This window comes from Novipirellula artificiosorum, assembly GCF_007860135.1.
Classification (GTDB): domain Bacteria; phylum Planctomycetota; class Planctomycetia; order Pirellulales; family Pirellulaceae; genus Novipirellula_A; species Novipirellula_A artificiosorum.
Window position 1 is genome coordinate 256,725 of the sequence record NZ_SJPV01000004.1, and the last position, 21,550, is coordinate 278,274.

Here is a 21,550-nt window from a genome sequence, read left to right on the forward strand (position 1 = left end):
AACGGCAAATGAAAATGAGTTCGGTCAAAATACTTTCGCGAGCACTCTCGATCCTCTTTGTGATGGTGATCAGCACCCAAGCAGCGGATCGTCCGAACATTGTTTGGATTGTATCGGAAGACAATTCGATCCATTATCACGACCAGTTCTTTGCTGGCGGTGCCAAAACGCCCAACATCGAAACTCTCGCGACGCATGGCCTTACCTTCGATCATGCGTTTTCGAACGCGCCGGTTTGCTCGGTCGCGCGCACGACTTTGGCTACGGGCTGTTATGCCCCGCGAATCGGCACTCAGTTTCACCGGCGTTACCAGCTTGCAGCGATGCCCGAAGGGCTGCGGATGTTTCCCGCCTACCTGCGAAACGCGGGATACTACGCAACGAACAACAGCAAGAAGGACTACAATGCGATCGAAGGCGAGGGGGTTTGGGACGAGTCGTCCAACAAAGCGTCGTGGCGAAACCGCCCCGACCCGGATCAGCCGTTTTTCCACATGCAGTCGCACGCGGAATCGCATGAGAGTTCGCTGCACTTTGGTCGAGACGTTTTTGAAAAGGAAAAGACGGTGACCGATCCAGCGTCGGTCCAACTCGCCGACTATCATCCCGACACGCCCATCTTTCGCTACACACACGCACGCTACCACGACCGAATCCAAGCGATCGATAAGATCGTCGGTCAAACCGTTGCAAAACTAAAGGAAGACGGACTCCTCGAAGACACGTTTGTGTTCTATTTCGGCGACCATGGCGGAGTCCTTCCACGCGGCAAAGGATACCTCTATGAGTCGGGACTTCACGTTCCCCTTGTCGTCCGAGTCCCAGAGAAATTCAAGCATCTCGTCGACGGACAAAACGGATCTCGCGTCGACGGATTCGTCAGCTTCATTGACTTTGGCCCGACGACTCTGCATTTAGCAGGCGTCCACGTCCCGGATCAGGTTGACGGCAAGCCGTTTCTGGGCAAAGGCATTGCGATGGCCCAAATCAACTCGCGAGACGAGACGTTTGGATACGCCGATCGCTTCGATGAAAAGTACGATTTGGTTCGTTCGCTTCGCAAAGGCAAGTACCAGTACATTCGCAACTACCAACCCTACCTACCCGACGGACTTCAGAACAACTATCGCTACAAGAGCCTCGCCTACCAAGAGTGGCGGGATTTGTTCAAAGCCGGCAAACTCAGAGGTGCGGCGAAGCAGTTCTTCGGGCCGAAACAGGTGGAACATTTGTACGATTGCGAAGCGGATCCTCACCAGGTTAACAATTTGGCGAGCGATCCAAGATTTGCCGATGTGCTCACCGATTTGCGTAAGCGATTGCAAGACACGGTGAAGCAGCTTCCTGATTTGAGTTTCTATCCCGAGAGCTATCTGGCCGACAACGCGATGGACAATCCGGTCGCGTTTGGCCAGACGCATCAGGCGGAAATCGCAACGTTGGTCGATACGGCTGATCTTTCGCTTTTGCCTTTTGCGGAGGCGGAGCCAAAACTCCGCGAGGCATTGAAGTCTGATCATTCCATGATCCGCTACTGGGCCGCCATGGCTTGTACGGCCTTTGGCGACCAGGCCAAATCGCTCGCCGCAGACGCTCGTCCGTTGCTGACAGACCCTTCGCTGACGGTTCGCATCCGTGCCGCCGAATTCCTTGGGTTGGTTGGCGAGACGAATCCGCAAACGATTCTCACTGAAATTGTGAACACGACCGACAACGCTGTGGTTGCCACCGAAGCGTTGAATTCAGTGGTTTGGTTTCGTGACTTCTTTGACGGCCGCTACCCCGTGACGCGATCGGATTTCCATCCCATCAGCAAGGGTGCCGACATCGACGATCGGCTGAACTACATCAACGGAGTTCCGTATCCTCCCAAAACAAACCCGCCGCGCAGGCGGCAGGGGAAGCCCGTTGAGGCGACGAAGTGAAGCGTGACATTGGCGGCGAGCATCTTCGCATTGCGTCCGTCATCCGCCGATAACTTAAGATCATGAACCGATCGGGATCGAATGAAATCCAATTTGCCCTTGCTTACCAAGTGGTTCTCTAGGCGTCGCTGTGCCGATTCGAGGGGCCTGTTTTCGGTGATGACGATTGCGTTTGTTGGGTTGATTTCAACCGATCTGTCCGCTGCGGGGGAGGTGGCCAGGCCCAACATCGTTTTCTTGATGGCCGATGACTGGTCCTGGCCCCATGCCGGGATTCTTGGCGATCCGGTGGTGAAGACGCCCCACTTTGACCGCGTAGCGATCGAGGGCGTTTTGTTCGAGAATGCGTTTGTCTCGACGCCATCATGTACCCCAAGTCGATTGAGTATCCTTACCGGCCAACATCATTGGCGTTTGCAGGAAGGCGACAACCTTTGCGATCTTGCACCGACGTTCTTGGAATCAGCGGGCTTGAAGCCGCCGGGACAGATGACAGGCCGCAGCCTGATGCCGATTCTCGAGTCGAACAAGGCAGGGCAAGTGGATCCCATGCGGACTTTTGTTTTGACGGGAATGGAGCGGCATGTCTACTCCTATCCCTCACGAGCGCTGCGCACCAAGGATTATCTCTACATTCGCAATTTCGATCCCGAGAATTGGCCAACCGGTGAGATCGAAGGGCACAATGCCGAACGGATCAAGAGTGAGGATCCGAGGATGGCCGTTGCGGGGTATCACGATCACAGCATCGCGGGTTGGCCAGTGCGGGTGAGCAAGACGTTGATGACCGAGCAGAAACAGAAAACCGAGCGTGCACTCGAATTGCTGGAGGATCAACTCGCGACGATCGTCGCGACTCTACCAGAAGGAGTGCCGCCGGATACCAATGATGATTCTGCACGAACTCGCTCATGCATACCACGATCAAGTGTTCGGTTTTGAACATCCTAGGATCAAGGCGGCTTACAACCGCGTTGCTGCGGAGGGGATTTACGATTCCGTGCAACGCAATAATGGGAAAATGGAGCGAGCCTATGGCATGAACAATCACAAGGAGTATTTTGCCGAGTCCTCCGAAGCGTTTTTTGGGACGAATGATTTCTATCCGTTCGATCACGAGCAACTCAAACGACACGATCCACGAATGGATCGGCTGCTGGGTGAGCTTTGGCGGACCGCGGAACCGTGAAATGGGGATTGAAGACCGCGTGAGCCTTTTGAGAAAAGTTTGTCGTGTGCCTTGGCTGCGATCCGCTTTGTGCAGATTCCCCGCAGCTTTTTCGATTAGAATACCCACTCGCTGAGCATCGGCTGTCGCAGCGAGAGACTCGACGTTTGCGATTGCGGCTCGTGATTGCGGCTCGGAATACCCTCCCTAACACTTCTTCGCGCTGACCTTCCCCATGAAAAGACTCGTTCTTCTACTCTGCGGTTTACTCTCCTCGACGATTGAATCCGCAGCCGATCAGCCCAACATCCTGTGGATCTTCTCCGAAGACCTTTCACCCTTTATGGGTTGCTATGACGACCCCATCAATACAGGCCACACGCCCACGATCGATCAACTCGCGGCCGGTGGCGTTTTGTTCCAACGGGCCTACATGCCCGCACCGGTTTGCTCGTCTTGTCGATCGGCGATCATCACCGGTGTCATGCAGACGACGACTGGCACTCACCAACACCGCTCGAGCCGGTTCACCAATGGCGTGATCGTTCCCAAAGAACTGCGAATCCACTTGCCCGATGGCATGAAGACCATCCCCGAACTGATGCGTGAAGCCGGATACTTCACTTTCAACAGTGGCAAGGACGACTACAACTTTCACTATGATCGACGCCAGCTTTACAGCGTCGGAAGCCGTCCCAATTATCAAGCCGGCATGAACGGATGGCAGGGCAACACCGCCAATCACAACATGTCCATCACCGAAGACACCTGGAATGCTCGGCCTGACAAGGGTCAACCTTGGTTTGGACAAATCGAGATCAAAGGGGGTAAAGCGAACGCCAAGCATGTTCGCGCTGGCGAGAAACTGGCAGAGGAGGCTGTGCCATTGCCTCCGTATTTCCCAGACACACCTGGCCACCGCGTTTCATGGACGATGCACTACAACGCCGCACGCGGCGCGGATGCTCGGGTTGAAGCGATTTTGAAACAGCTTGAAGCCGATGGTGAACTTGACAACACGATCGTCTTCTTCTTTTCGGACCACGGCAGCAATCACTCCTTGCGGCACAAACAGTTTTGCTACGAAGGCGGCGTTCATGTTCCGCTGATGATCAAGGGAAATCATCCCGCATTGAAAGCGGGGACGGTACGGAGCGAACTCGTTTCTGGGCTCGACATTTCTGCCACGACGCTTGCGATGGGTGGCGCCACGATGCCGGACTACTTGGAAGGAAATGACCTTTTCGGCGATCAGTATGAACCTCGCCAGTATGTTATTTCGGCACGTGATCGCTGCGACTACACGATCGACCGTATCCGCACGGTACGCTCGGACAAGCTTCGCTACATCCGCAACGGCTACCCCGATCGTCCGCTGTTGCAGGCTCAGTACCGGGACAACAAGATCGAAGTACTTGACCTAAAGCGTTTGCACGAAGCAGGTGAGTTGAACGATTACCAAGAGCAACATTGGTTCGGCGTACGTCCCGAAGAAGAACTCTATGATCTGGCAGCCGATCCACACCAAATGAACAATTTGGCTTCAGATCCGAGCTACAACGACGAGCTAGCGAAGCATCGAGAAATCCTCGAAGCGTGGATCAAGAACACGAATGACCAGGGACAATACCCCGAATCGACCGCCCAATTGAAGGCGACGTTTGACTTGTGGAATGGGAAGCCTGTTTTCGACAACGCGGATGTGAACCCGGAATACGATCCGTTTCGAACGGAACGCATCCGATGATTTGGCTCGCTTGCCACTGCTGCTGGCCGCGGACTTCCTATTTTGGAGAATGCGAATGAGTAAGACGTCTTCGGCATTCGCGGCTGGATTATTGGTCGGTGTCCTGGCGGCGACGATTGGCTTTTCACTTTTCCTGCGTCATCAAAAGATCGGCGGAGGTGACATGGCGGGGAAGCGAGTGTTGAAGTTGGCGCACGGACTCGATACGGCCCATCCCGTCCATCTCGCCATGGAGTTCATGAAGCAGCGGTTGGGAGAATTGTCGGACGGAACGGTCACTCTCGACATCTATCCCAGCGCCGTGCTGGGTTCGGAAACGGAGTGTATCGAACAGCTGCAAAACGGTTCGCTGGCAATGACGAAAACTTCCGCGGGATCGATTGAGAATTTCGTTCCGACCATGGCGGTGTTCAGCTTGCCCTATGTCTTTCGAGATGAAACCCATTTCTGGAACGTGCTCAATGGACCGATCGGCAAAGAGTTGCTGAAGGAAGGCGAGAGCAAGTACCTGCGTGGGCTCTGTTACTATGACGCCGGCAGTCGCAACTTCTACACCAAAGAAACCCCCATCCGCACCCCCGACGATTTGAGCGGGCTGAAAATACGCGTGATGAACAGTGCCACAGCGATTGAGTTGGTCAAGACGCTGGGTGCTGCCCCCACCCCGATCGCCTGGGGCGAACTCTATTCGGCGCTGGCGCAAGGCACGGTTGATGGGGCTGAGAATAACGCGCCAAGCTTTTCCACCAACAAACACTACGAAGTCTGCAAACATTTTTCGCTCGACGGCCATTCACGTATTCCTGACATGCTTTTGATGAGCACCAAGGTCTGGCGGACGCTTTCACAACAAGAACAAACCTGGCTGGAACAGGCTGCGAAAGAATCGTCGGATTTCCAACGTGAGTTGTGGCGAAAAGAAACCTTGGCGTCGCTTGAGCAGGCCAGGGAAGAAGGCGTCGTTGTTTATGAAGTCGACGTTGCTGCATTTGCTGCGAAGGTCCAGCCAATGCTTGAGCAGGTTGACAATGCGGATGTGAAAAAGCTGCTCGATCGAATTCGGGAGGCGAACTGAGATGCGACAAATCGCCTTGAAAGTCTCTGCGGGACTCAATCTGCTTCTGAACTGGCTGCTGATCCTTGCGATGGCACTGCTGGTGCTCGACGTCGTATGGGGTGTATTCACTCGGTACATCGTGGGTGAACAAGCGAATTGGACCGAGGAGCTTGCAAGGTTTTTATTGGTTTGGGTTGCGATGTTAGGCGGGGCTGTTGCTTTTGGAACCAAAGGGCATCTCGGCGTCGACTATTTCGTTGGAAAGTTCGACCCCAGTATCCGTAAGATTGTGGCATTGCTTGGCCACGTCGTCGTGCTGTTCTTTGCCATGACCATTTTCGTGCTTGGTGGAATCCGAATGGTACATGACGCGTTTGCGATGGAACAAACCACGCCCGCCTTGGGATGGCGGATGGGGTACATCTATATGGTACTCCCCCTTGCCGGATGCTTCATGGTGCTGTTCACGATCGAGAATTTGATTCGAACCCTTCGGCCCTCAGCTGACCCATTGCAACGATCCGACTCCGTTGAGCAGGTGAATTGATGGGCGCGGTGGCATTGATCTTGATTGTGACCTTTGTCGTCTTGTTGTTGCTCGATGTACCCATCGCCGTTGCCATTGCTCTCGCCAGTTTTCTTGCCATTTTGGCGGAAGGTTTCGATCCGTCCGTCGTTTTGGCTTCGAAAATGGTGAGTGGCGTCAACAGCTTTGCTCTGCTGGCGATCCCCTTCTTCATTCTGTCAGGACACCTGATGGGGCAAGGTGGACTGGCGAGGCGGCTGATCGATTTCGCTGCGACCTTAGTGGGGCGTCTTCCCGGTGGACTCGGCTACGTCAACACGCTGACCTGCATGTTGTTCGGCTCCATCTCAGGATCCGCCGCGGCAGCGGTTTCGTCCGTGGGCGGATTCATGATCCCCGAAATGAATCGCAAAGGATACGATCGCGAGTTCAACGTCGCGGTCACGACCACGGCAGCGACGACCGGATTGATGATCCCCCCCAGCAATATCATGATCGTCTATTCTGTCGCCGCGGGGTCGGTTTCGATTGCTGCGATGTTCATGGCGGGGGTCCTACCCGGCATCCTTTCGGGTTTGTGCATCATGCTGGTCGCGGGCGTCATGTCGGTTTTTGCTGGCTACCGCGGTGAAACCATCAAAATCCCGCGGTGGAAGCCCGTGGCCGCGACGTTGGTGATCGCAGCCCTAATCGGGACCACTTTCGTCGCTCAATCTTATGGCGAAAAAATGGGATGGGCGCTTTTCGTTTTCATCACCGTCGCGTGTGCGATCGCCTTCACCACGTTTCGGCGGGCGTTTCTGACTTTGTTGTTAATCGCGATTGTCATCGGCGGGATTCTTGGCGGCGTCTTCACGGCAACCGAAGCCGCAGCGATCGCAGTCGTCTACTCGTTTCTGCTGTCAGTGGTGGTCTACCGGGAAATCAAGCTATCTCAGTTACCGTCGATCTTGCTTGAGTCTGGGATCACAACGGCCGTTGTCATGCTGCTGATCGGAGCAAGTTCGGGGATGAGTTGGATCATGACGATGGCCAATATCCCTCAAACGGTCAGCGACGGATTGCTCGGTATTTCTGACAATCCCTTGGTGATTTTGCTAGTCATCAACCTGCTGTTGATCTTTGTGGGGACGTTCATGGACATGACCCCAGCTGTATTGATCTTCACGCCCATTTTTCTCCCCGTGGTCACAGCCCTCGGAATGCACCCGGTTCATTTCGGAATCATGATGATTGCCAACCTATGCATCGGCCTTTGCACACCACCCGTTGGCACCTGTCTGTTTATCGGTTGCGGCGTCGGCAAAACAACCATTGGCAAAGTGACCCCAACGATGTTGCCCTTCTTCGGTTCCATGATGGTTTCTTTGTTGGTTATCACCTATGTCCCTGCCGTCTCGCTGTGGTTGCCAGTGCAGAGCAAGCAATTGAAGGCAAGCGAAGTTGATCAGGCCTTCTTCATGAACACACCGCGATTTCCCATGGACCTTCCTTCCGATTCTCGATAACAGCTCCGACGCCCACTCGCAAGCTTTTAGACCATGAAACAATCCTCCCATCGTTACCGCCTGCTCTTCACCATTTTATGGGGTCTTTTCGGTAGTTCCCTTCGTGCCGAGCAGGAATCGCTACCGCCGTTCTCTGATGGCCAAGGCCCACAAACCTATGACGAGCTTTGGGCGGGGTACGATCCGCGAGCAGAGCCACTTGAGATGGAGACGCTTCACGAATGGGAGGAAGACCAGGTTGTATTCAAAGTGCTGCGATATCGCATCGGTATTTTCAAAGGGCAAAAGGCCATGATGGCGGCCGTCTTTGGCTATCCCAAGGGTGCGAAGCATCTTCCTGGTTTGGTTCAAATTCATGGTGGCGGCCAGTATGCCGATTATCGCTCCGTGTTGACCAACGCCAAACGAGGATACGCGACGATTTCCACGGGCGTATTAATGACCTACAAACGGCGGTGACCGATATCCAATCCACTGACTTTCGAGTCACCTGCGCGCCACACCACAATCACCAAGACACTGCCCAATATGAAGTCGCTACGCAGCTTTGGTTCGATCAAATTTTGAAAAGATCCTTTCAGTGCCCCGAAACGCCACAGACCCGAATGCAGCTCAGAACCACCGAGGGTGTGCCCTTGATTTCGGTGCTTCCTGATCTGACAAAGCCGGTCCTTTCGGTTGACATTTTCTACACGCAACAAGGTCAGATCGATGGAGAAAAAGATGATCGCAACAATACGACGGCTCGTTTCTGGCATCACGTAGCCGGGACAAGCAATGGCGGTGGCGATGGCTGGACAGGAAAACTGCCTCTGCTGAGCACCGACAAACCACTATGGGTGTATGCCAACGTTACCTACGCGCTCAAGGAAACGGTGACGGCTGCGGGTTACTATTTCAACACCTACTCGACGGATGTGTTCAACCTTTCGTCGTTGATGTGGATGGTTTCGCCCGAGCAACTTCAAGAATCCGGAGTCGAATCCACCCGCCAACCCTCCCATAGGATCGAATCGTTTGAGGGTGATTGGCAAAAGGAATGGTACAGCTACAAGTCGGACGCGTGGCCTCGTCAAACTCACAAACTGCACGATCCACAATGGGCGGCTCCAAAGGATGCACAGTTGGCAATCGATGTTCAATCGGATAAGCCGAACTCGTTTGTGATTGGGCTGGATGATTTTGCGGCGGAGGTCGAACTCACCGGTGGTGCCGATTGGCAAACGATTCTACTTGCAGCGGCCGACTTCAAAGACGCCAAGGGTAACGCGTTGACCGACTGGCAAGGTATCAAGGAGTTGCGACTGGGCGATCAAGAGACACTGAAAGATGATGATCATCGACACGTTTTGGGTGATCGATGGCAGGGTGATCCACCGAAACTGCGAGATCTGCGTTGGATCGACTTGGCAGCGGAACAAGGCCCGTCGGCTGGATCCGCTGCTTCCGCGATTCGTAGTGATGTTAGTGACTCGTCCTTAGTTGCCCAGCACAACATGACCTGGGGTCGCGTTCCCCATCGCTGGCAGGTTTGGCTCGATATCGAATCGGTCAAGGGACGCATGAAGTGAAAGTTTCTTCCCCCTGTTTACAGTGTTTACGTAACGTGGGAAAAATAGACTGCTGACTTTCACGGGTCGCTCCCGCCTCATTTTTTTGGATCGCAAAGCGATTCCAGACACGCATCTCTCCCCACCTGCTGCAGAGCTTGAACGAGGTCATCCCGACATGAATCGATTCTCACTGTCCCTGTTGTTTGCGATGAAAAGAACCTTGAAGGATTTTCTTGTTGTCGGTGCTACGATTTCTCGATGGAATGTTGCTGGACTGCTGTTGGCAGGAATCGTGATCCACTTTCCGGTGCGAGCTGGGGAATGGGTCATCAGGGACGATCAGGCCGCCGGCCAATGGGATAGGGCCTATCCCGTAGGCAATGGGCGGTTGGGTGCGATGCCGCTGGGAACGTTCCCGGCGGAAAAGATTCTGATCAACGAAGAAACAATTTGGAACCGAACCGATACGTTCGGAATGCCCGAGGATAGTCACCGACACCTGGAGGAAGTGAGGCGTTTGGAATCCGCGGGGGATTTCAGCGGGGCGGATCGCTATTTCGAAGAGCATCTTCAAAATGCCAAAGATCCCTGTGGTTACCAACTTGTCGGCTGGCTTCACCTTGAATACTTAAACGCCGCTCCGGTCAAACGCATTCAGAGGGAATTGGATCTGAAGACTGGGATTTCGAAGAGTATTTATACGCTGGAGGATGGGACAGAAATTGTCCAGAAGGTCATTGCCAGCGGCCCAGACGACGTGATTGCCGTGATGATTTCGTCCAACAAAGCAATCGGCCTCAAGACCTCTCTGGACGACGGTGTGATCGAAGACGGCGACATCGTGCGGAGGGGTGCCGCCTCGGGAGAAGGTGCCACCGAATTTGTCGGGCGAGTGCGAGTGTTACCTGCGGACAAGACGAGTCCGATGGGCAACACGCTGGAGATCAAAAGCTGCAAGGAAATCTCGATTTTCCTATCTGCAGCAACGAACTTCGACCGCAGCAATAGCGAAGCAAGGTTGCCGACGGGCTGGCAGGCCAAGGCGCTTCGTGACCTGGATCGACTTCGTGCAAAATCCACGGCCGAGGTTCTGCGTGCTGCGGTTCGAGATCATCATCACTTTTTCGACCGCGTCGATGTTGACTTGGGTCAATCACCTGAAAGCGTCCTGGCTTTAACGACCAAGGAGCGTCTCAAGCGAGTCAAGGCAGGCAAAACCGATGACCCAGATCTGATTGAAACCTATTTCCAGTTCGGGCGATATCTGTTGATCGCGTCATCAAGACCTGGTTGTTTCCCGGCCAATTTGCAAGGACTGTGGAACCCGCATCTCTCTGCGCCTTGGGGAGCCGACTATCACTTGAACATCAACATCCAAATGAACTACTGGCTTGCCGAGACGACGAACCTCTCCGAAACGCATCGCCCTCTATTCGATCTTATCCGCTACTTCCAACCCCGTGGCAAAGAGATGGCTCGTCAGCTTGGCATGAAAGGTTGGTGCATGGGGCACGCCACGGATATCTGGGGAAACGCTCAGATCATGAGCCGCACGGCTTTCTGGGGCGGGTCTTTCTTCGGTGGTCAGTGGATGACTTTTCACATTCTTGAACATTACCGGTTTAACCGTGACGAAGAATTTCTCGGGGAAAACTGGGACATTCTCACCGCTTCTGCTGAATTTGTGGAGTCCTGGCTTATTCCGGGACCGGAACAGGGCCAATTGATGGCGCGACCCTCCTGTTCGCCAGAAAACTCTTTCGTCTACACCAATTCGTCTGGCAAAGATGCGCGAGCCGCCCTCTCGTCGGGCAACACCTTCGACCAGTTTATGATTCTGCAGGTGTTCAACGACTATTTGGAAGCAGCCGAAGCGCTTGGCAAACAGAACGATCCGTTCGTGAAGAAGATCCGTGCAACTCTTGCCAAGGTGTACCAGCCTCAAATTGCCGAGGACGGCAGGCTCATGGAGTGGAGATTGCCGTTCAGGGAAAATGAGCCAGGCCATCGGCACATCTCCCACGTGATCGGTGCCTATCCCGGAAACCAAATCAACCTTGACCGCGATCCGAGGATGCGAGACGCGGTGATGAAATCCATTGAAGGACGACTCAATCGAGGCGGGGCCGGTACTGGTTGGAGCCGAGCATGGACGATTGGGATGTTTGCCCGACTCTCGGATTCCGAGCGGGCCTACGAGAACCTGATGTCGCTGCTCGAGAAGTCCACACTCGATAATTTGTTTGACAGTCATCCCCCCTTTCAAATTGATGGTAACTTTGGCGCGACCGCAGCCATCGCGGAGATGCTGTTGCATAGCCACAACGATGAGATCAAGCTGCTGCCCGCGCTGCCGGATCGGTGGCATCGTGGGTATGTCCGAGGACTACGGGCCAGGGGGGATTACACCGTTGACATTCAATGGAACGAAGGAGCATTGACCTCGTCAACCCTCCACGCAGGCAAGCATGCCACTGGGAGCGTTTCGGTCGTTTACAACAACGAGAAGATAAATATCGAAATGGTGCCAGGGACGAGCCTCAAACTGTCCTTGAATGACCTCCGCAGTGCGAAGCAGTAGATGGGCCAATCCCATTACGATGAGGACGCGCGATGAAGTCTATTTGGAATCAAGCGGCTGGAGTTCGACGGAAACATTTTCAATCCTCAGTGCGGGCGTTTCGGCCTCTCCATGCGATGCTTGCTCGAGAAGCCAGAGTCGATCTTGATGCAACTTGAATCGCAAGCGGAAATCAAAGTCGCCCGATTGAATCCGCATGCGCCGTGGCGCAAAGCCGTCCTCGACGGCAACGTAGTCTTCAAAGGATTCAATCGATTCCTCGCCGAGTGGGCCCAGCGAGAAGCGATGCTCCAGAACCACCGCCCGTTTGGGATCAATGACCAATCGCCCAGCGGAGAAAGATCGGCTGAAAAATCCACTCCAACTTGGCCCGATCCCAATTCCTGCGGAAAAACCACGTCGCTGCTTCAAGCGATAGACCAGGACGACACGGTTGTCGTCGACTTGGAAACCATGAATGAGCAGGTTTTCTGGCTGTGAGAACAACCAACGCAAAGGGGGCATGTAGGCAAATCCCCGCAGTCGCGAAATGTCGGCCCAAGCTGGCCCCAAGGGTGAGTCCTTGTCGATCAAGACATGGATTGGCTCGCTATTGCCAAGGACCGCGTCATATTGGTAGCGGATCGATTTTGGGGGTCGAGCATTCCACGGACTTGCCGCTTTGGCAATCCTCTCAATCAGCTGAAGTGCCTCTTGCTGCATTGCTTTGCCGACTGTAGGCCCAAAAAGAGGATCCGGTTCCGACAGTTCGAGCGTCCGATCTTGGTTCAAAACATCAACGATCGAAATCAGACTCAAATTCCCTCCATCACCTGCATCGTCGGGGGTCAATTCAAGCTTGACGGTATAACGTTGTGGATCGACAAATCGGATTCCCGGTGAAAGGGTTTCAATTCGCTTCGCGTTGCTCTCGCGTTTTCGCTTCCTCAGTTCCTTGGGGTCTTCAATAGGCTCGACGGTGGGCTGATGAACGACGACCACGTGGTAGGTCTCAAAACGAGGCACCAAGTCAAAACTCCATGTCGCCCACCCCTGATTGTGTCGACCTGTGATGTCATAGCGATGCAACGCCACATCGCGTCCGGGCCGCAACAGAACCGTTTGTGTCCATCCACTGGGAGCCGTTTCGTCAACGTGAACCGTGACCGCGGCGGGAGTCCCAAGAACAAAGTCGGCCTGTCGCGGTTGATCGGATTCCTGGTCACTGAGTCCAGGTCCACGGTAGTCGGTCGAAACGTGATATCGCCCTGGCATGGAAACGGTCAGAAGAGGCATATTGCGGAACGTCCTGTGATCGAACACGTAGGTCCCATCTATTGCCGTGACCCGACTCGCGCCGCCCCAGCAGGTGCCGAGGCAATCCATAATCGTCACGGTTGCCGACTCAATGGGACGCCCAAATTGATCAGTAACACGGCCCTCAAGAAACGGTGAATCACCCGAAACCCGTGCCCCAAACGCAACGACGAAGATCATAACCAGCATGCGCATCTCAACGTCCTCAGCAAAAAATTGGTTCCAACTTGCAAATCGGTCCTTCCAATCTCGGTCGCAGCCTCTTCCGAGCGACCGATTCGAGGTAAGCTCATCCAGCTGACAACGCACACGACCCGGTAGGTCCCAACGGCACACCCCATCAATCCGTCGCGATCACTTACTTGCCTCGCCCGTCATCGGAACAAAAACGACCGGTGCAATCTCTCGCTGGACCACCGTTCCGTCTTGCTGTTTCTCGACCACAATCAACTTTTGATAATCCTTTCCGACCGGAATGACCAACTTGCCGCCTGGTGCAAGCTGCTCGATCAGCGCCTTTGGAATGTGATCGGGAGCTGCCGCAACGATGATCACATGAAAGGGAGCTTCCGATTGCCAGCCATGATACCCGTCACCATGGCGTACACGGATATTCTTGTAGCCCAATTGTTGCAGTCGTTCATCTGCTGCATCCGCTAAGGACTCGACAATCTCAATGCTGTAGACGTTCTTCACCAACTCTGACAACACAGCCGCTTGGTATCCCGAACCCGTTCCGATATCGAGTGCTTTATGATGAGATTCCGGTGCGACCAGTTGAGTCATCAGGGCTACGATATAGGGTTGAGAAATCGTTTGGCCTTTGCCAATCGGTAGTGGAGAATCGTCATAGGCGAGACGACGCAACTTTGTCGGTACAAACTCGTGCCGAGGAACGCTTTTCATCGCGTCGAGAATGGCTGGATTGACGATGTCTCGACGAGCCAGCTGATTCTCAACCATCCGCTCTCGTGCTTCGCGATAGAAATCTGCCGATGCAACATCGGTTCGATGAAGTGACGCTGCGTCATCATGCGGGTCGGTCGACATGGAAGGCTCCATTACTTTTGTGCAGGACACCATCAACAACGCAACCACCGCGATCGCTCTCAAAGCGACCGGAACGGATCGACAATAAGGAAACATGGCTTGTCACCGAATGCATGTCCGCGACGAATCGGACGCCGTAGCCCCTTTGCCGAGACGTTCGCCCGTCACCTATTGATATCTTACCAGAGTCGGGGATGTTCGTTTGTCGAGGATCAATAATTGCAATTTCAATCTGCAAAAGCTCGCGTCAGACCTTCCAAGATTTGGTCGAGCCCAACTTTGAACTCGTTGACGAGGCTATCGCCCCACTTCAAGGGGTGATCGGTGAACAACCGACTTGGCTACCGCATCGACAGCGAGTCGACACCGCGGGGCCTTGCACCGTGCGACCACAAAGCAGGTGGTTTTACCGAAACCTGCTGGCCTTCCGGTGGTTCACACCAATGAAAAACACCTCTTCTCGTTCTTTCTCGGAGCATCCCAATGATACGCAATGTCAACAGAATTTTGCTAATCGCTGTAGCCTTCAGTTGGTCCGGGCTCACCGTGGCGGTGGCTCAACCGCAAGGGCGTGGCGGACCGCCTGGCCCAGGATCGTCCGGACGTGGAGGACCGCCTCCGCAAATGAGGATGCATGCGATTCCGCTCGCTGCTGCCCTGGACACCGATCGAGATGGAAAAATCTCGGCTGAAGAAATCAAGAACGCCTCCGAGTCGCTTCGCAAGCTTGACAAGAACGACGACAAGACGCTGACAGCCGATGAACTGAGGCCCAAGTTTGGTTCGTCAACTCGGAGTACCGTTCGACCGGATTTCATGCGCAGCGGACAACGTCGTGGTGACACGCGGGGGCGCAGCCAAGCGTATGGACAGCGAAAAGGTTATGGGCAGCGAAACGCTTCTTCACAGCGATGGGGATATGGACAGCGATGGGGTTATGGACGTGGCTGGGGAAGTTTTCCCTTTCATCGGCAAGCTTTCGCCGGCGTACGTGGAGCTCGCCTGCAAGGTGCCGGACGTAGCTTTGGGCATGTTGGCTCGCCAATCCATGCGGGTGGCCGGCTCGGTTTCGGGCCACCACGCGGCCCGTCCGGTAAAGATGCCCGTCGACCGCGAGAAACGAGTCGACCGCGAGAAACGATGCGTAAACCGGATCAAGACAGAAAAGACTCGCCCCAGACCGATGCCCTGCGACCGAAACGCGACGGGACCGAACCCAGCGACCGGAAGCCCAGCGACCGGAAGCCCAGCGATCAAAGGCCAAATGATCAACGCCCTGGCGATGACGGGTCCGCCGCCAGGTCCAAGGAGTTGGCATCTCGGCTTTTCGCCGAGATGGACGCGGACGAGGATGGCAAACTGACGGGTGATGAGGTTCCCGAACGAATTCGCGCACGCCTATCTCAAATCGACAAGAACAGCGATGACGCCGTGACTCGTGAAGAGTTGCAATCGGCGATGCAACGGCTGAATCCTACGCAAGGGTTCCGCGGAGGTCCGCCTGCGGGAACTGGTCGCGGGCCCGGACCGGGAAGTCGCGGACCGGGATTCGGTGGAGGTCCGCCTGAGGGAGTCGGTCGTGGCGCCGGACCGGGAAGTCGCGGACCGGGATTCGGTCGTCCTCCAAGCAACCGTCCCGTCGTCGATGACGACAAGGATCAGAACGAAGAATAGAAGGTCGTGGTTACGGAAGCTCGCGAATGAACAGGTTTCGGAATTGCACCAACGCAGGTGGGCTGACCCATTGGCCCTCGCGTTGGTTTCCGTGGTGCTGTAACGCAATCGGTCCCGAATCAGGCATCCCAGGTATTTTGACCGTGGGAATGACTTCTTTGCCGTTGAGCACGATGCGAACCGTATCCTCCTTGACCGTGATCTCGAAGCGGTTCCACGTGCCGATGGGATGATCCGCTTTCATCAAGGGTGTTACCCCTGCTCGCGTCTGTTGGGGCATCGACGGGTCACGGCGCACTCCATACATTTCGCCGGATCCAGCGGGCCAACACCAGATATTGACCTGGTACTTGCCTTCGCCACGCAAGAAAATCCCGGAATCGGAATCGGGAAGCGTCTGAGGCACGGGTTTGCCATCTGGCCCCAATGCCTCGGAACCATCCGGCAGAAGTTCATAAACGCGAGGGTTGTTGTAGGGTGTCGCCTTAATCCGCCAATCAACCACCAACTCAAAATTCTTGTACTCGCGAGAAGTCCAAAGATTTTTGTCGCCGGTCGATTCGCTCAGAGCGTCGTAATCAATCACTTGGCCGATCACGCCCCAATGTCCATTGTCTCCTTCGGGCACTCGCCAACCGCTTAGATCGATTCCGTTGAAAATTGGAACAAATCCGTCCGTCGCTCGTGCGGTTTGCTGCTGGTCAGGGTGGGTTGAGGGCAACTCGGCGATACGCAGGTTGCGAAACTGGCACTCCGCTCCTTCCGACTCCAGCATGAGATAGCCTTTGCGCGGATTTGCTTGTTTTGCGATGGTGACTTCTTTGCCGTTGACACTGAGCGAAAGATCACCGTTGTTGGCAACGACGCGATAGTGATTCCACTGAGGCGAAGGCTTGGTCCTTTCTTCACTCGGAAAACTCCGTTTTCCATCGGGTGAAATGCGACCGGCAACCGTAAGACTTGAACCGTTGACTGCAAAAATGTCGCCGTGCGTGGAGTACCACTCATTCTTGCCAGGAACATTGAAGCCTGGGTCAAGGATTTGGATTTCAAAACCTCTTGAAAAAGGGGAGCCAACCGCCGGAAAACCGTCCGCCCAGACGAAAAGGCCCGAGTTGCCCCCTTTTTCCATGTGCCGCCATTCGAACTCCAAGATGAAGTTTTCGTACATCTTTTCTGTTCGCAACGTGCCGGTCGGGACGCCGCTGGTCACCAACACTCCATCACGTACGGTGAACGTGTCATCGGCAATGTTGCAGGGCACCCACTGCGACAGGTCTTGGCCATTGAACAACGAGACGAATGCGGCCTCCTCTGCTCGGGCAGGTGCAAAGGCGGCGGCAAGGAGCAAAACAAGAAACGGTCTAGACTTCATCAGATCGGTTTCCGGTACCAAAGGGTGATTGAGCGAACAAGGACGGTCCAGGTTCTTTTCTCGTTGCTGGCTCCAACGCAGGGAGCTTTGATAGTGTAACCTAATCGTCAGCACACCCTGTGCGGGAACCCACAAAGAAAAAAACAGAATCGGCGCCCCGGCCGCCATCGATCCGGGCCTGCCGGTAGAGTAGGCTTAAGCAAACGATTCCGATGAGATGCCACGGAGAGAAAGACAATGGACACGAATGATTCAAAACCTGATGCAATCGAAGAATCGGTAGCACCGACTCCCGAGTCACCCAAGAGGGCAACAAAGTCGACTTCGATCCTGTTGGTGCCGTATCCGAAATTCATCTTCATGTACCCCACGCTGATTGTTGCGACGATCACCGCGATCACCATGTATTTGGGGGGCTACGGAATCATCGATCCTGCAACGCAGACGCTGCCGGTTGCGATGACAAGCCTGTTTCTGGCCATCATGATGGCCAACATGTTTGTCATTATTTTTGACTTTCCACGCGCAACTTCGCTGACCCTGATCTTCGTCCTTACAACGGCCGCAATGGGATTGTGGATCGCGACGATCGTGAAACCCGATTTGTTGCCGTTCGCCAAGGGTCTCGTAGCAAACGTTCGGCCTGTTGCAAACACCACGTTTTTTGTCTGTATCGCCGTCGCGATGGTGCTGATGTACATCGCCGTCTTTGTCAGTGTCCGGTTCAATTATTGGGAACTCCGCAACAATGAACTGCTGCATCATCACGGCTTTTTGAGTGATCTGAAACGATATCCGGCGCCGAATTTGCGAGTGGACAAAGAGATCAATGACGTCTTCGAGTTTTTGTTGCTCGGAGCAGGAAGACTGATCCTGCACCCCAGTACCGAAAAACGCGCCATTGTTCTCGATAACGTTCTATTTGTCGCTAACAAGGAACGCGAATTAACCCGAATGCTGGGGTCGATCAAAGTGCAAATCGGCAGTGACTCTTCAAAGAGCCACTGACTCACCTCTTTATCCGCAAAGTTGGTTGTGTGGGTCCCTGGCAGCACGATAAGCTAGAGGGGAAGAAACGGCTTCTCATTCTCCTCACTCTTTTCGCCCATCCCGCACTCGGAGCGTCGCTCACATCGGCCGGGACATTGAGGATCACCAACAAATGACGATTCCCTGCGACTCCGCGAAGCATTCTACGGGGGCAAATCGCCAACGAGTGGATCGATCACGACGTGCGAGGTTGACCCGAGGGATCCATGCGTTGGCGCTGCGTACCTGTTTGATCCTCGGTTGCTTGACTCTCAGTGCGGCGGCCGATGATTCGGCGGACGACGACCTGAGCGAAGTCCTGTTTGCTCGGCGAGTCGCGCCCCTGCTGACGGAGAAGTGCCTTGGATGTCACGGTCAAGATCCCGATGGGATTGAAGGGGGAATCGACCTCCGGACGTTCGAAGGCTTGGCCATTGGTGGCGACAGCGGGGAGCCGGGGATCGTGCCAGGCAAGCCGAGCGGTAGTTCGATTTTCCTTGCAGCGGCTCGCGGAGAAGATGAGTTCTCTGCCATGCCCCCCAAGGAAAGCGAAGCGCTGAACCAGGAACAGCTTTCGTGGCTTCATGACTGGATCGTCAGCGGTGCGAAATGGCCGGATGAGGATCGCATTGAACGGATTCAAACCAAGTACGCAGACCAATGGTCGGTCGACGATGGCGTCGTCGTGGCGACATCCGGGGGTCTCGACGAGGCCTGGAGCCAGCGGCGATACGAACCCGATGGATTGTGGGCCTATCAGCCGCTACAAGATGTCGAGATTCCTGCATCGGCAACGTCCGCAGTGGATCACCTGATTGAGGCTGCACTGCCGGCGGGACTCGAAGTCGCTCCGCGTGCCGATCGCCAAACGCTGCTTCGTCGCGCGAGCTTTGACTTAACGGGTTTGCCGCCGTCGCCTGAACAAGCGGCCCAATTCCTGAACGATCCTGCCGATGACAAAGCCGCCTTCTTGATGTTGGTGGAAAGGCTGCTCGATTCACCTCACTACGGCGAACGGATGGCGCAGCATTGGTTGGATGTGACTCGCTATGCCGACTCATCAGGGTTTGCCAACGATTTCGAACGAGGTAACGCTTGGCGGTACCGAGACTATGTGGTTCGAGCCTTCAACGAAGACAACCCCTACGACGATTTCATTCGCGAGCAAATCGCCGGCGACGAGATCGATGCGAGCGATCCGGAGAAGATTGTTGCAACAGGTTTTCTGCGTATGGGACCGTGGGAGTTGACCAGCATGGAGGTTGCGAAAATCGCTCGTCAACGATTCTTGGACGATGTCACCAATGCCGTCGGTGAAACCTTCTTGGGTCATTCCTTGCAGTGTTGTCGTTGCCATGACCACAAATTTGACCCGATTCCGACACAGGACTACTACAGCATCCAAGCCGTTTTCGCGACAACGCAACTCGTCGAACGCCGCGCCGAGTTTTTACAAGATGAAAACACCCGTGGTTTTTCGGAGCGACAATGGCTCGACAAGTCTCAGCAGAACTATCAGCAAACGCTCGAGGAGTTGGATGCCGTTTTGCTAGACAATGCGACGTCATGGATCATGAAAAACGGCAAGGAATTGGCACCATGGCAGAGTGCAGTGCAACGGGCTCGTCAAAACGGGACACCGGGCCAAGTCTTCAACCGTGCTCGTTCGATGATGTCACGTTCAGGTGCCAGCGAAGAGAGCTATCCGCCCGTCAAGGTCGGGTTCACACCGCAGCAGTTCGGCCTGGAACGGATCGCACGCAAGGGACTTCAACGCTTGAAATGGGAAACCGAACGTTACAAGCCCTTTGCCCTCGCTGTCTACACAGGGCGGACCCCCAAGAGGACTCAAGTCGTGGCTCCGCTCCGCGTTCCCGAAAAGCCGATGGCCGAAGGCGAGCTGGAAACGACGGCCATTCTCTCCGGCGGCGATCCGTTCTCACCCACGCGACCGGTGAAACCAGGTGGTTTGAGCGTCATTGGTGAACAAGTCCCCGTGGCAATTCCTGACTCGATCGATGGTCGACGAAAAGCGTTTGCCGACTGGGTCTCGGATCCCAACAACCCGCTGACGAGCCGCGTCCTTGTCAATCGCGTTTGGCAGTGGCACTTCGGCAAAGGGATCGCGGGCAATCCAAATAACTTCGGCTCCTCCGGCAAACGCCCCACCCATCCGAAATTGTTGGACTCGATGGCTAGCGAATTCCTTCACGGCGGTTGGTCCATCAAGCACCTGCATCGTCAAATCATGAACTCGGATGCCTATTGCAGAAGTACCGAGCATCCGAATCCGCTATCACTTGCGGAACTTGATCCGCAAGCCGAGTCGTACGCAGCATTTTCGCCACGACGGTTGAGTGCAGAAGAAATTCGAGATTCCATGCTGGCCGTCACCGGCGAGTTGAACGACCAGATCGGCGGTATCCCTTGTCGTCCACTCATCAATTCGGAGGTCGCTTTGCAACCCCGGCAGGTGATGGGAACCTTCGCTTCCGCTTGGACCCCCAACCCAAAGCCAGAGCAACGCAATCGGCGTTCGATTTATGTCTTGAAATTACGCGGACTCGCCGACCCAAGTCAAGAAGTTTTCAATGCGCCTTCGCCCGACTTCTCGTGCGAGAAACGTGACACGTCCACCGTCACGCCGCAGGTCTTTGCAATGTTCAACAGCAACAACACACACGATCGCGCTCGTGCACTTGCCCACGCCGCGATGAGCGCAGCCGACGAACCGACAGATATCGTCCACTGGATTTACGCTCGTTTATTTGCTCGAGATGCAACCGCCACGGAAGTCGAGCGTTGCCTTGACCATTGGCGTCAGGTCGAGTCGATGTTGCCGATCAAGGCTCAGCCGCATGCTATGTCGGATCGCGAAGTCGTGCGTGAAGCGGTCGAGGAGAACACCGGCGAGAACTTCACCTTTGTCGAAACTCGCTATGCCATCGAGGACTTTGAACCGGATTTGCAGCCTTCCGAATGTGATCGCAGCACGCGTGCCTTGGCGGACCTTTGCTTGGTGCTGCTGAACTCAAATGAATTTGTTTACATCTATTAAGCG

Annotated in this window: 16 protein-coding genes; 13 read left to right on the forward strand and 3 right to left on the reverse strand. The window is 54.9% G+C overall.

Annotated features, from left to right (window positions below; translation table 11 throughout):
* Positions 1-14 precede the first annotated feature (14 nt).
* From Poly41_RS13440 to Poly41_RS13485, 10 genes are all read left to right on the forward strand, one after another.
* The gene (locus Poly41_RS13440; protein ID WP_197231312.1) at positions 15-1,925 is read left to right on the forward strand and encodes a sulfatase-like hydrolase/transferase; all 1,911 of its coding nucleotides are present in this window, start codon (positions 15-17) and stop codon (positions 1,923-1,925) included.
* Positions 1,926-2,006: 81 nt separating this feature from the next.
* Positions 2,007-2,867, forward strand: a complete 861-nt coding sequence (locus tag Poly41_RS13445; protein WP_146526696.1) for a sulfatase-like hydrolase/transferase — start codon at positions 2,007-2,009, stop codon at positions 2,865-2,867.
* A complete protein-coding gene (locus tag Poly41_RS13450) occupies positions 2,854-3,114 on the forward strand; it encodes a hypothetical protein (RefSeq protein ID WP_146526697.1) in 261 nt (86 codons plus the stop codon). Before Poly41_RS13445 ends, Poly41_RS13450 begins: the two co-directional genes overlap by 14 nt.
* 214 nt (positions 3,115-3,328) lie before the next feature.
* A complete protein-coding gene (locus tag Poly41_RS13455) occupies positions 3,329-4,840 on the forward strand; it encodes a sulfatase family protein (RefSeq protein WP_146526698.1) in 1,512 nt (503 codons plus the stop codon).
* 55 nt (positions 4,841-4,895) lie between these two features.
* Positions 4,896-5,915 carry a TRAP transporter substrate-binding protein gene (locus Poly41_RS13460; protein WP_146526699.1) on the forward strand — a complete coding sequence of 340 codons (1,020 nt, stop codon included), beginning with the start codon at positions 4,896-4,898 and terminating at the stop codon, positions 5,913-5,915.
* 1 nt (position 5,916) lies between these two features.
* Positions 5,917-6,444 carry a TRAP transporter small permease gene (locus Poly41_RS13465; protein WP_146526700.1) on the forward strand — a complete coding sequence of 176 codons (528 nt, stop codon included), beginning with the start codon at positions 5,917-5,919 and terminating at the stop codon, positions 6,442-6,444.
* Positions 6,444-7,931, forward strand: coding sequence for a TRAP transporter large permease (locus Poly41_RS13470; protein ID WP_146526701.1), 1,488 nt, complete (start codon positions 6,444-6,446; stop codon positions 7,929-7,931). The genes Poly41_RS13465 and Poly41_RS13470 overlap by 1 nt, the downstream gene beginning before the upstream one ends.
* Positions 7,932-7,964: 33 nt before the next feature.
* Entirely contained in the window at positions 7,965-8,390 is a 426-nt protein-coding gene (locus Poly41_RS13475) for a hypothetical protein (protein ID WP_146526702.1), read from the forward strand.
* Positions 8,391-8,536: 146 nt separating this feature from the next.
* Positions 8,537-9,502, forward strand: a complete 966-nt coding sequence (locus Poly41_RS13480; RefSeq protein ID WP_146526703.1) for a hypothetical protein — start codon at positions 8,537-8,539, stop codon at positions 9,500-9,502.
* A 157-nt stretch (positions 9,503-9,659) separates the two neighbouring features.
* A complete protein-coding gene (locus tag Poly41_RS13485) occupies positions 9,660-12,065 on the forward strand; it encodes a glycoside hydrolase family 95 protein (RefSeq protein WP_146526704.1) in 2,406 nt (801 codons plus the stop codon).
* Between the two features lie 39 nt (positions 12,066-12,104).
* Here the strand turns inward: Poly41_RS13485 and Poly41_RS13490 are convergent, their stop codons facing one another.
* Positions 12,105-13,556, reverse strand: coding sequence for a carboxypeptidase-like regulatory domain-containing protein (locus Poly41_RS13490; protein WP_146526705.1), 1,452 nt, complete (start codon positions 13,554-13,556; stop codon positions 12,105-12,107).
* Positions 13,557-13,715: 159 nt separating this feature from the next.
* Positions 13,716-14,411: a protein-L-isoaspartate(D-aspartate) O-methyltransferase gene (locus Poly41_RS13495; protein WP_146526706.1), complete on the reverse strand. Its 696-nt coding sequence runs from the start codon at positions 14,409-14,411 to the stop codon at positions 13,716-13,718.
* A gap of 483 nt (positions 14,412-14,894) precedes the next feature.
* On the opposite strand from Poly41_RS13495, the gene Poly41_RS13500 reads away from it, so the two are divergent.
* A complete protein-coding gene (locus tag Poly41_RS13500) occupies positions 14,895-16,085 on the forward strand; it encodes an EF-hand domain-containing protein (protein WP_146526707.1) in 1,191 nt (396 codons plus the stop codon).
* Positions 16,086-16,095: 10 nt separating this feature from the next.
* Here Poly41_RS13500 and Poly41_RS13505 read toward each other — a convergent pair whose 3' ends face one another.
* Positions 16,096-17,460: a 3-keto-disaccharide hydrolase gene (locus Poly41_RS13505; protein ID WP_146526708.1), complete on the reverse strand. Its 1,365-nt coding sequence runs from the start codon at positions 17,458-17,460 to the stop codon at positions 16,096-16,098.
* 237 nt (positions 17,461-17,697) lie between these two features.
* Here Poly41_RS13505 and Poly41_RS13510 point away from each other — a divergent pair, with 237 nt between their 5' ends.
* Positions 17,698-18,468 (forward strand): hypothetical protein, encoded by a 771-nt coding sequence (locus tag Poly41_RS13510; RefSeq protein ID WP_197231313.1) that lies wholly within the window; start codon positions 17,698-17,700, stop codon positions 18,466-18,468.
* 154 nt (positions 18,469-18,622) lie between these two features.
* Positions 18,623-21,547: a PSD1 and planctomycete cytochrome C domain-containing protein gene (locus Poly41_RS13515; RefSeq protein ID WP_146526709.1), complete on the forward strand. Its 2,925-nt coding sequence runs from the start codon at positions 18,623-18,625 to the stop codon at positions 21,545-21,547.
* Positions 21,548-21,550 lie beyond the last annotated feature (3 nt).

What these genes read in the sequence shown, in the direction of transcription:
- Poly41_RS13440 (WP_197231312.1), top strand. Translation starts at nt 15, where the DNA reads ATGAGTTCGGTCAAAATACTTTCGCGAGCACTCTCGATCCTCTTTGTG.
- Poly41_RS13445 (WP_146526696.1), top strand. Translation starts at nt 2,007, where the DNA reads ATGAAATCCAATTTGCCCTTGCTTACCAAGTGGTTCTCTAGGCGTCGC.
- Poly41_RS13455 (WP_146526698.1), top strand. Translation starts at nt 3,329, where the DNA reads ATGAAAAGACTCGTTCTTCTACTCTGCGGTTTACTCTCCTCGACGATT.
- Poly41_RS13460 (WP_146526699.1), top strand. Translation starts at nt 4,896, where the DNA reads ATGAGTAAGACGTCTTCGGCATTCGCGGCTGGATTATTGGTCGGTGTC.
- Poly41_RS13465 (WP_146526700.1), top strand. Translation starts at nt 5,917, where the DNA reads ATGCGACAAATCGCCTTGAAAGTCTCTGCGGGACTCAATCTGCTTCTG.
- Poly41_RS13470 (WP_146526701.1), top strand. Translation starts at nt 6,444, where the DNA reads ATGGGCGCGGTGGCATTGATCTTGATTGTGACCTTTGTCGTCTTGTTG.
- Poly41_RS13475 (WP_146526702.1), top strand. Translation starts at nt 7,965, where the DNA reads ATGAAACAATCCTCCCATCGTTACCGCCTGCTCTTCACCATTTTATGG.
- Poly41_RS13480 (WP_146526703.1), top strand. Translation starts at nt 8,537, where the DNA reads ATGCAGCTCAGAACCACCGAGGGTGTGCCCTTGATTTCGGTGCTTCCT.
- Poly41_RS13485 (WP_146526704.1), top strand. Translation starts at nt 9,660, where the DNA reads ATGAATCGATTCTCACTGTCCCTGTTGTTTGCGATGAAAAGAACCTTG.
- Poly41_RS13490 (WP_146526705.1), bottom strand. Translation starts at nt 13,556, where the DNA reads ATGCGCATGCTGGTTATGATCTTCGTCGTTGCGTTTGGGGCACGGGTT.
- Poly41_RS13495 (WP_146526706.1), bottom strand. Translation starts at nt 14,411, where the DNA reads ATGTCGACCGACCCGCATGATGACGCAGCGTCACTTCATCGAACCGAT.
- Poly41_RS13500 (WP_146526707.1), top strand. Translation starts at nt 14,895, where the DNA reads ATGATACGCAATGTCAACAGAATTTTGCTAATCGCTGTAGCCTTCAGT.
- Poly41_RS13505 (WP_146526708.1), bottom strand. Translation starts at nt 17,460, where the DNA reads ATGAAGTCTAGACCGTTTCTTGTTTTGCTCCTTGCCGCCGCCTTTGCA.
- Poly41_RS13510 (WP_197231313.1), top strand. Translation starts at nt 17,698, where the DNA reads ATGGACACGAATGATTCAAAACCTGATGCAATCGAAGAATCGGTAGCA.
- Poly41_RS13515 (WP_146526709.1), top strand. Translation starts at nt 18,623, where the DNA reads ATGACGATTCCCTGCGACTCCGCGAAGCATTCTACGGGGGCAAATCGC.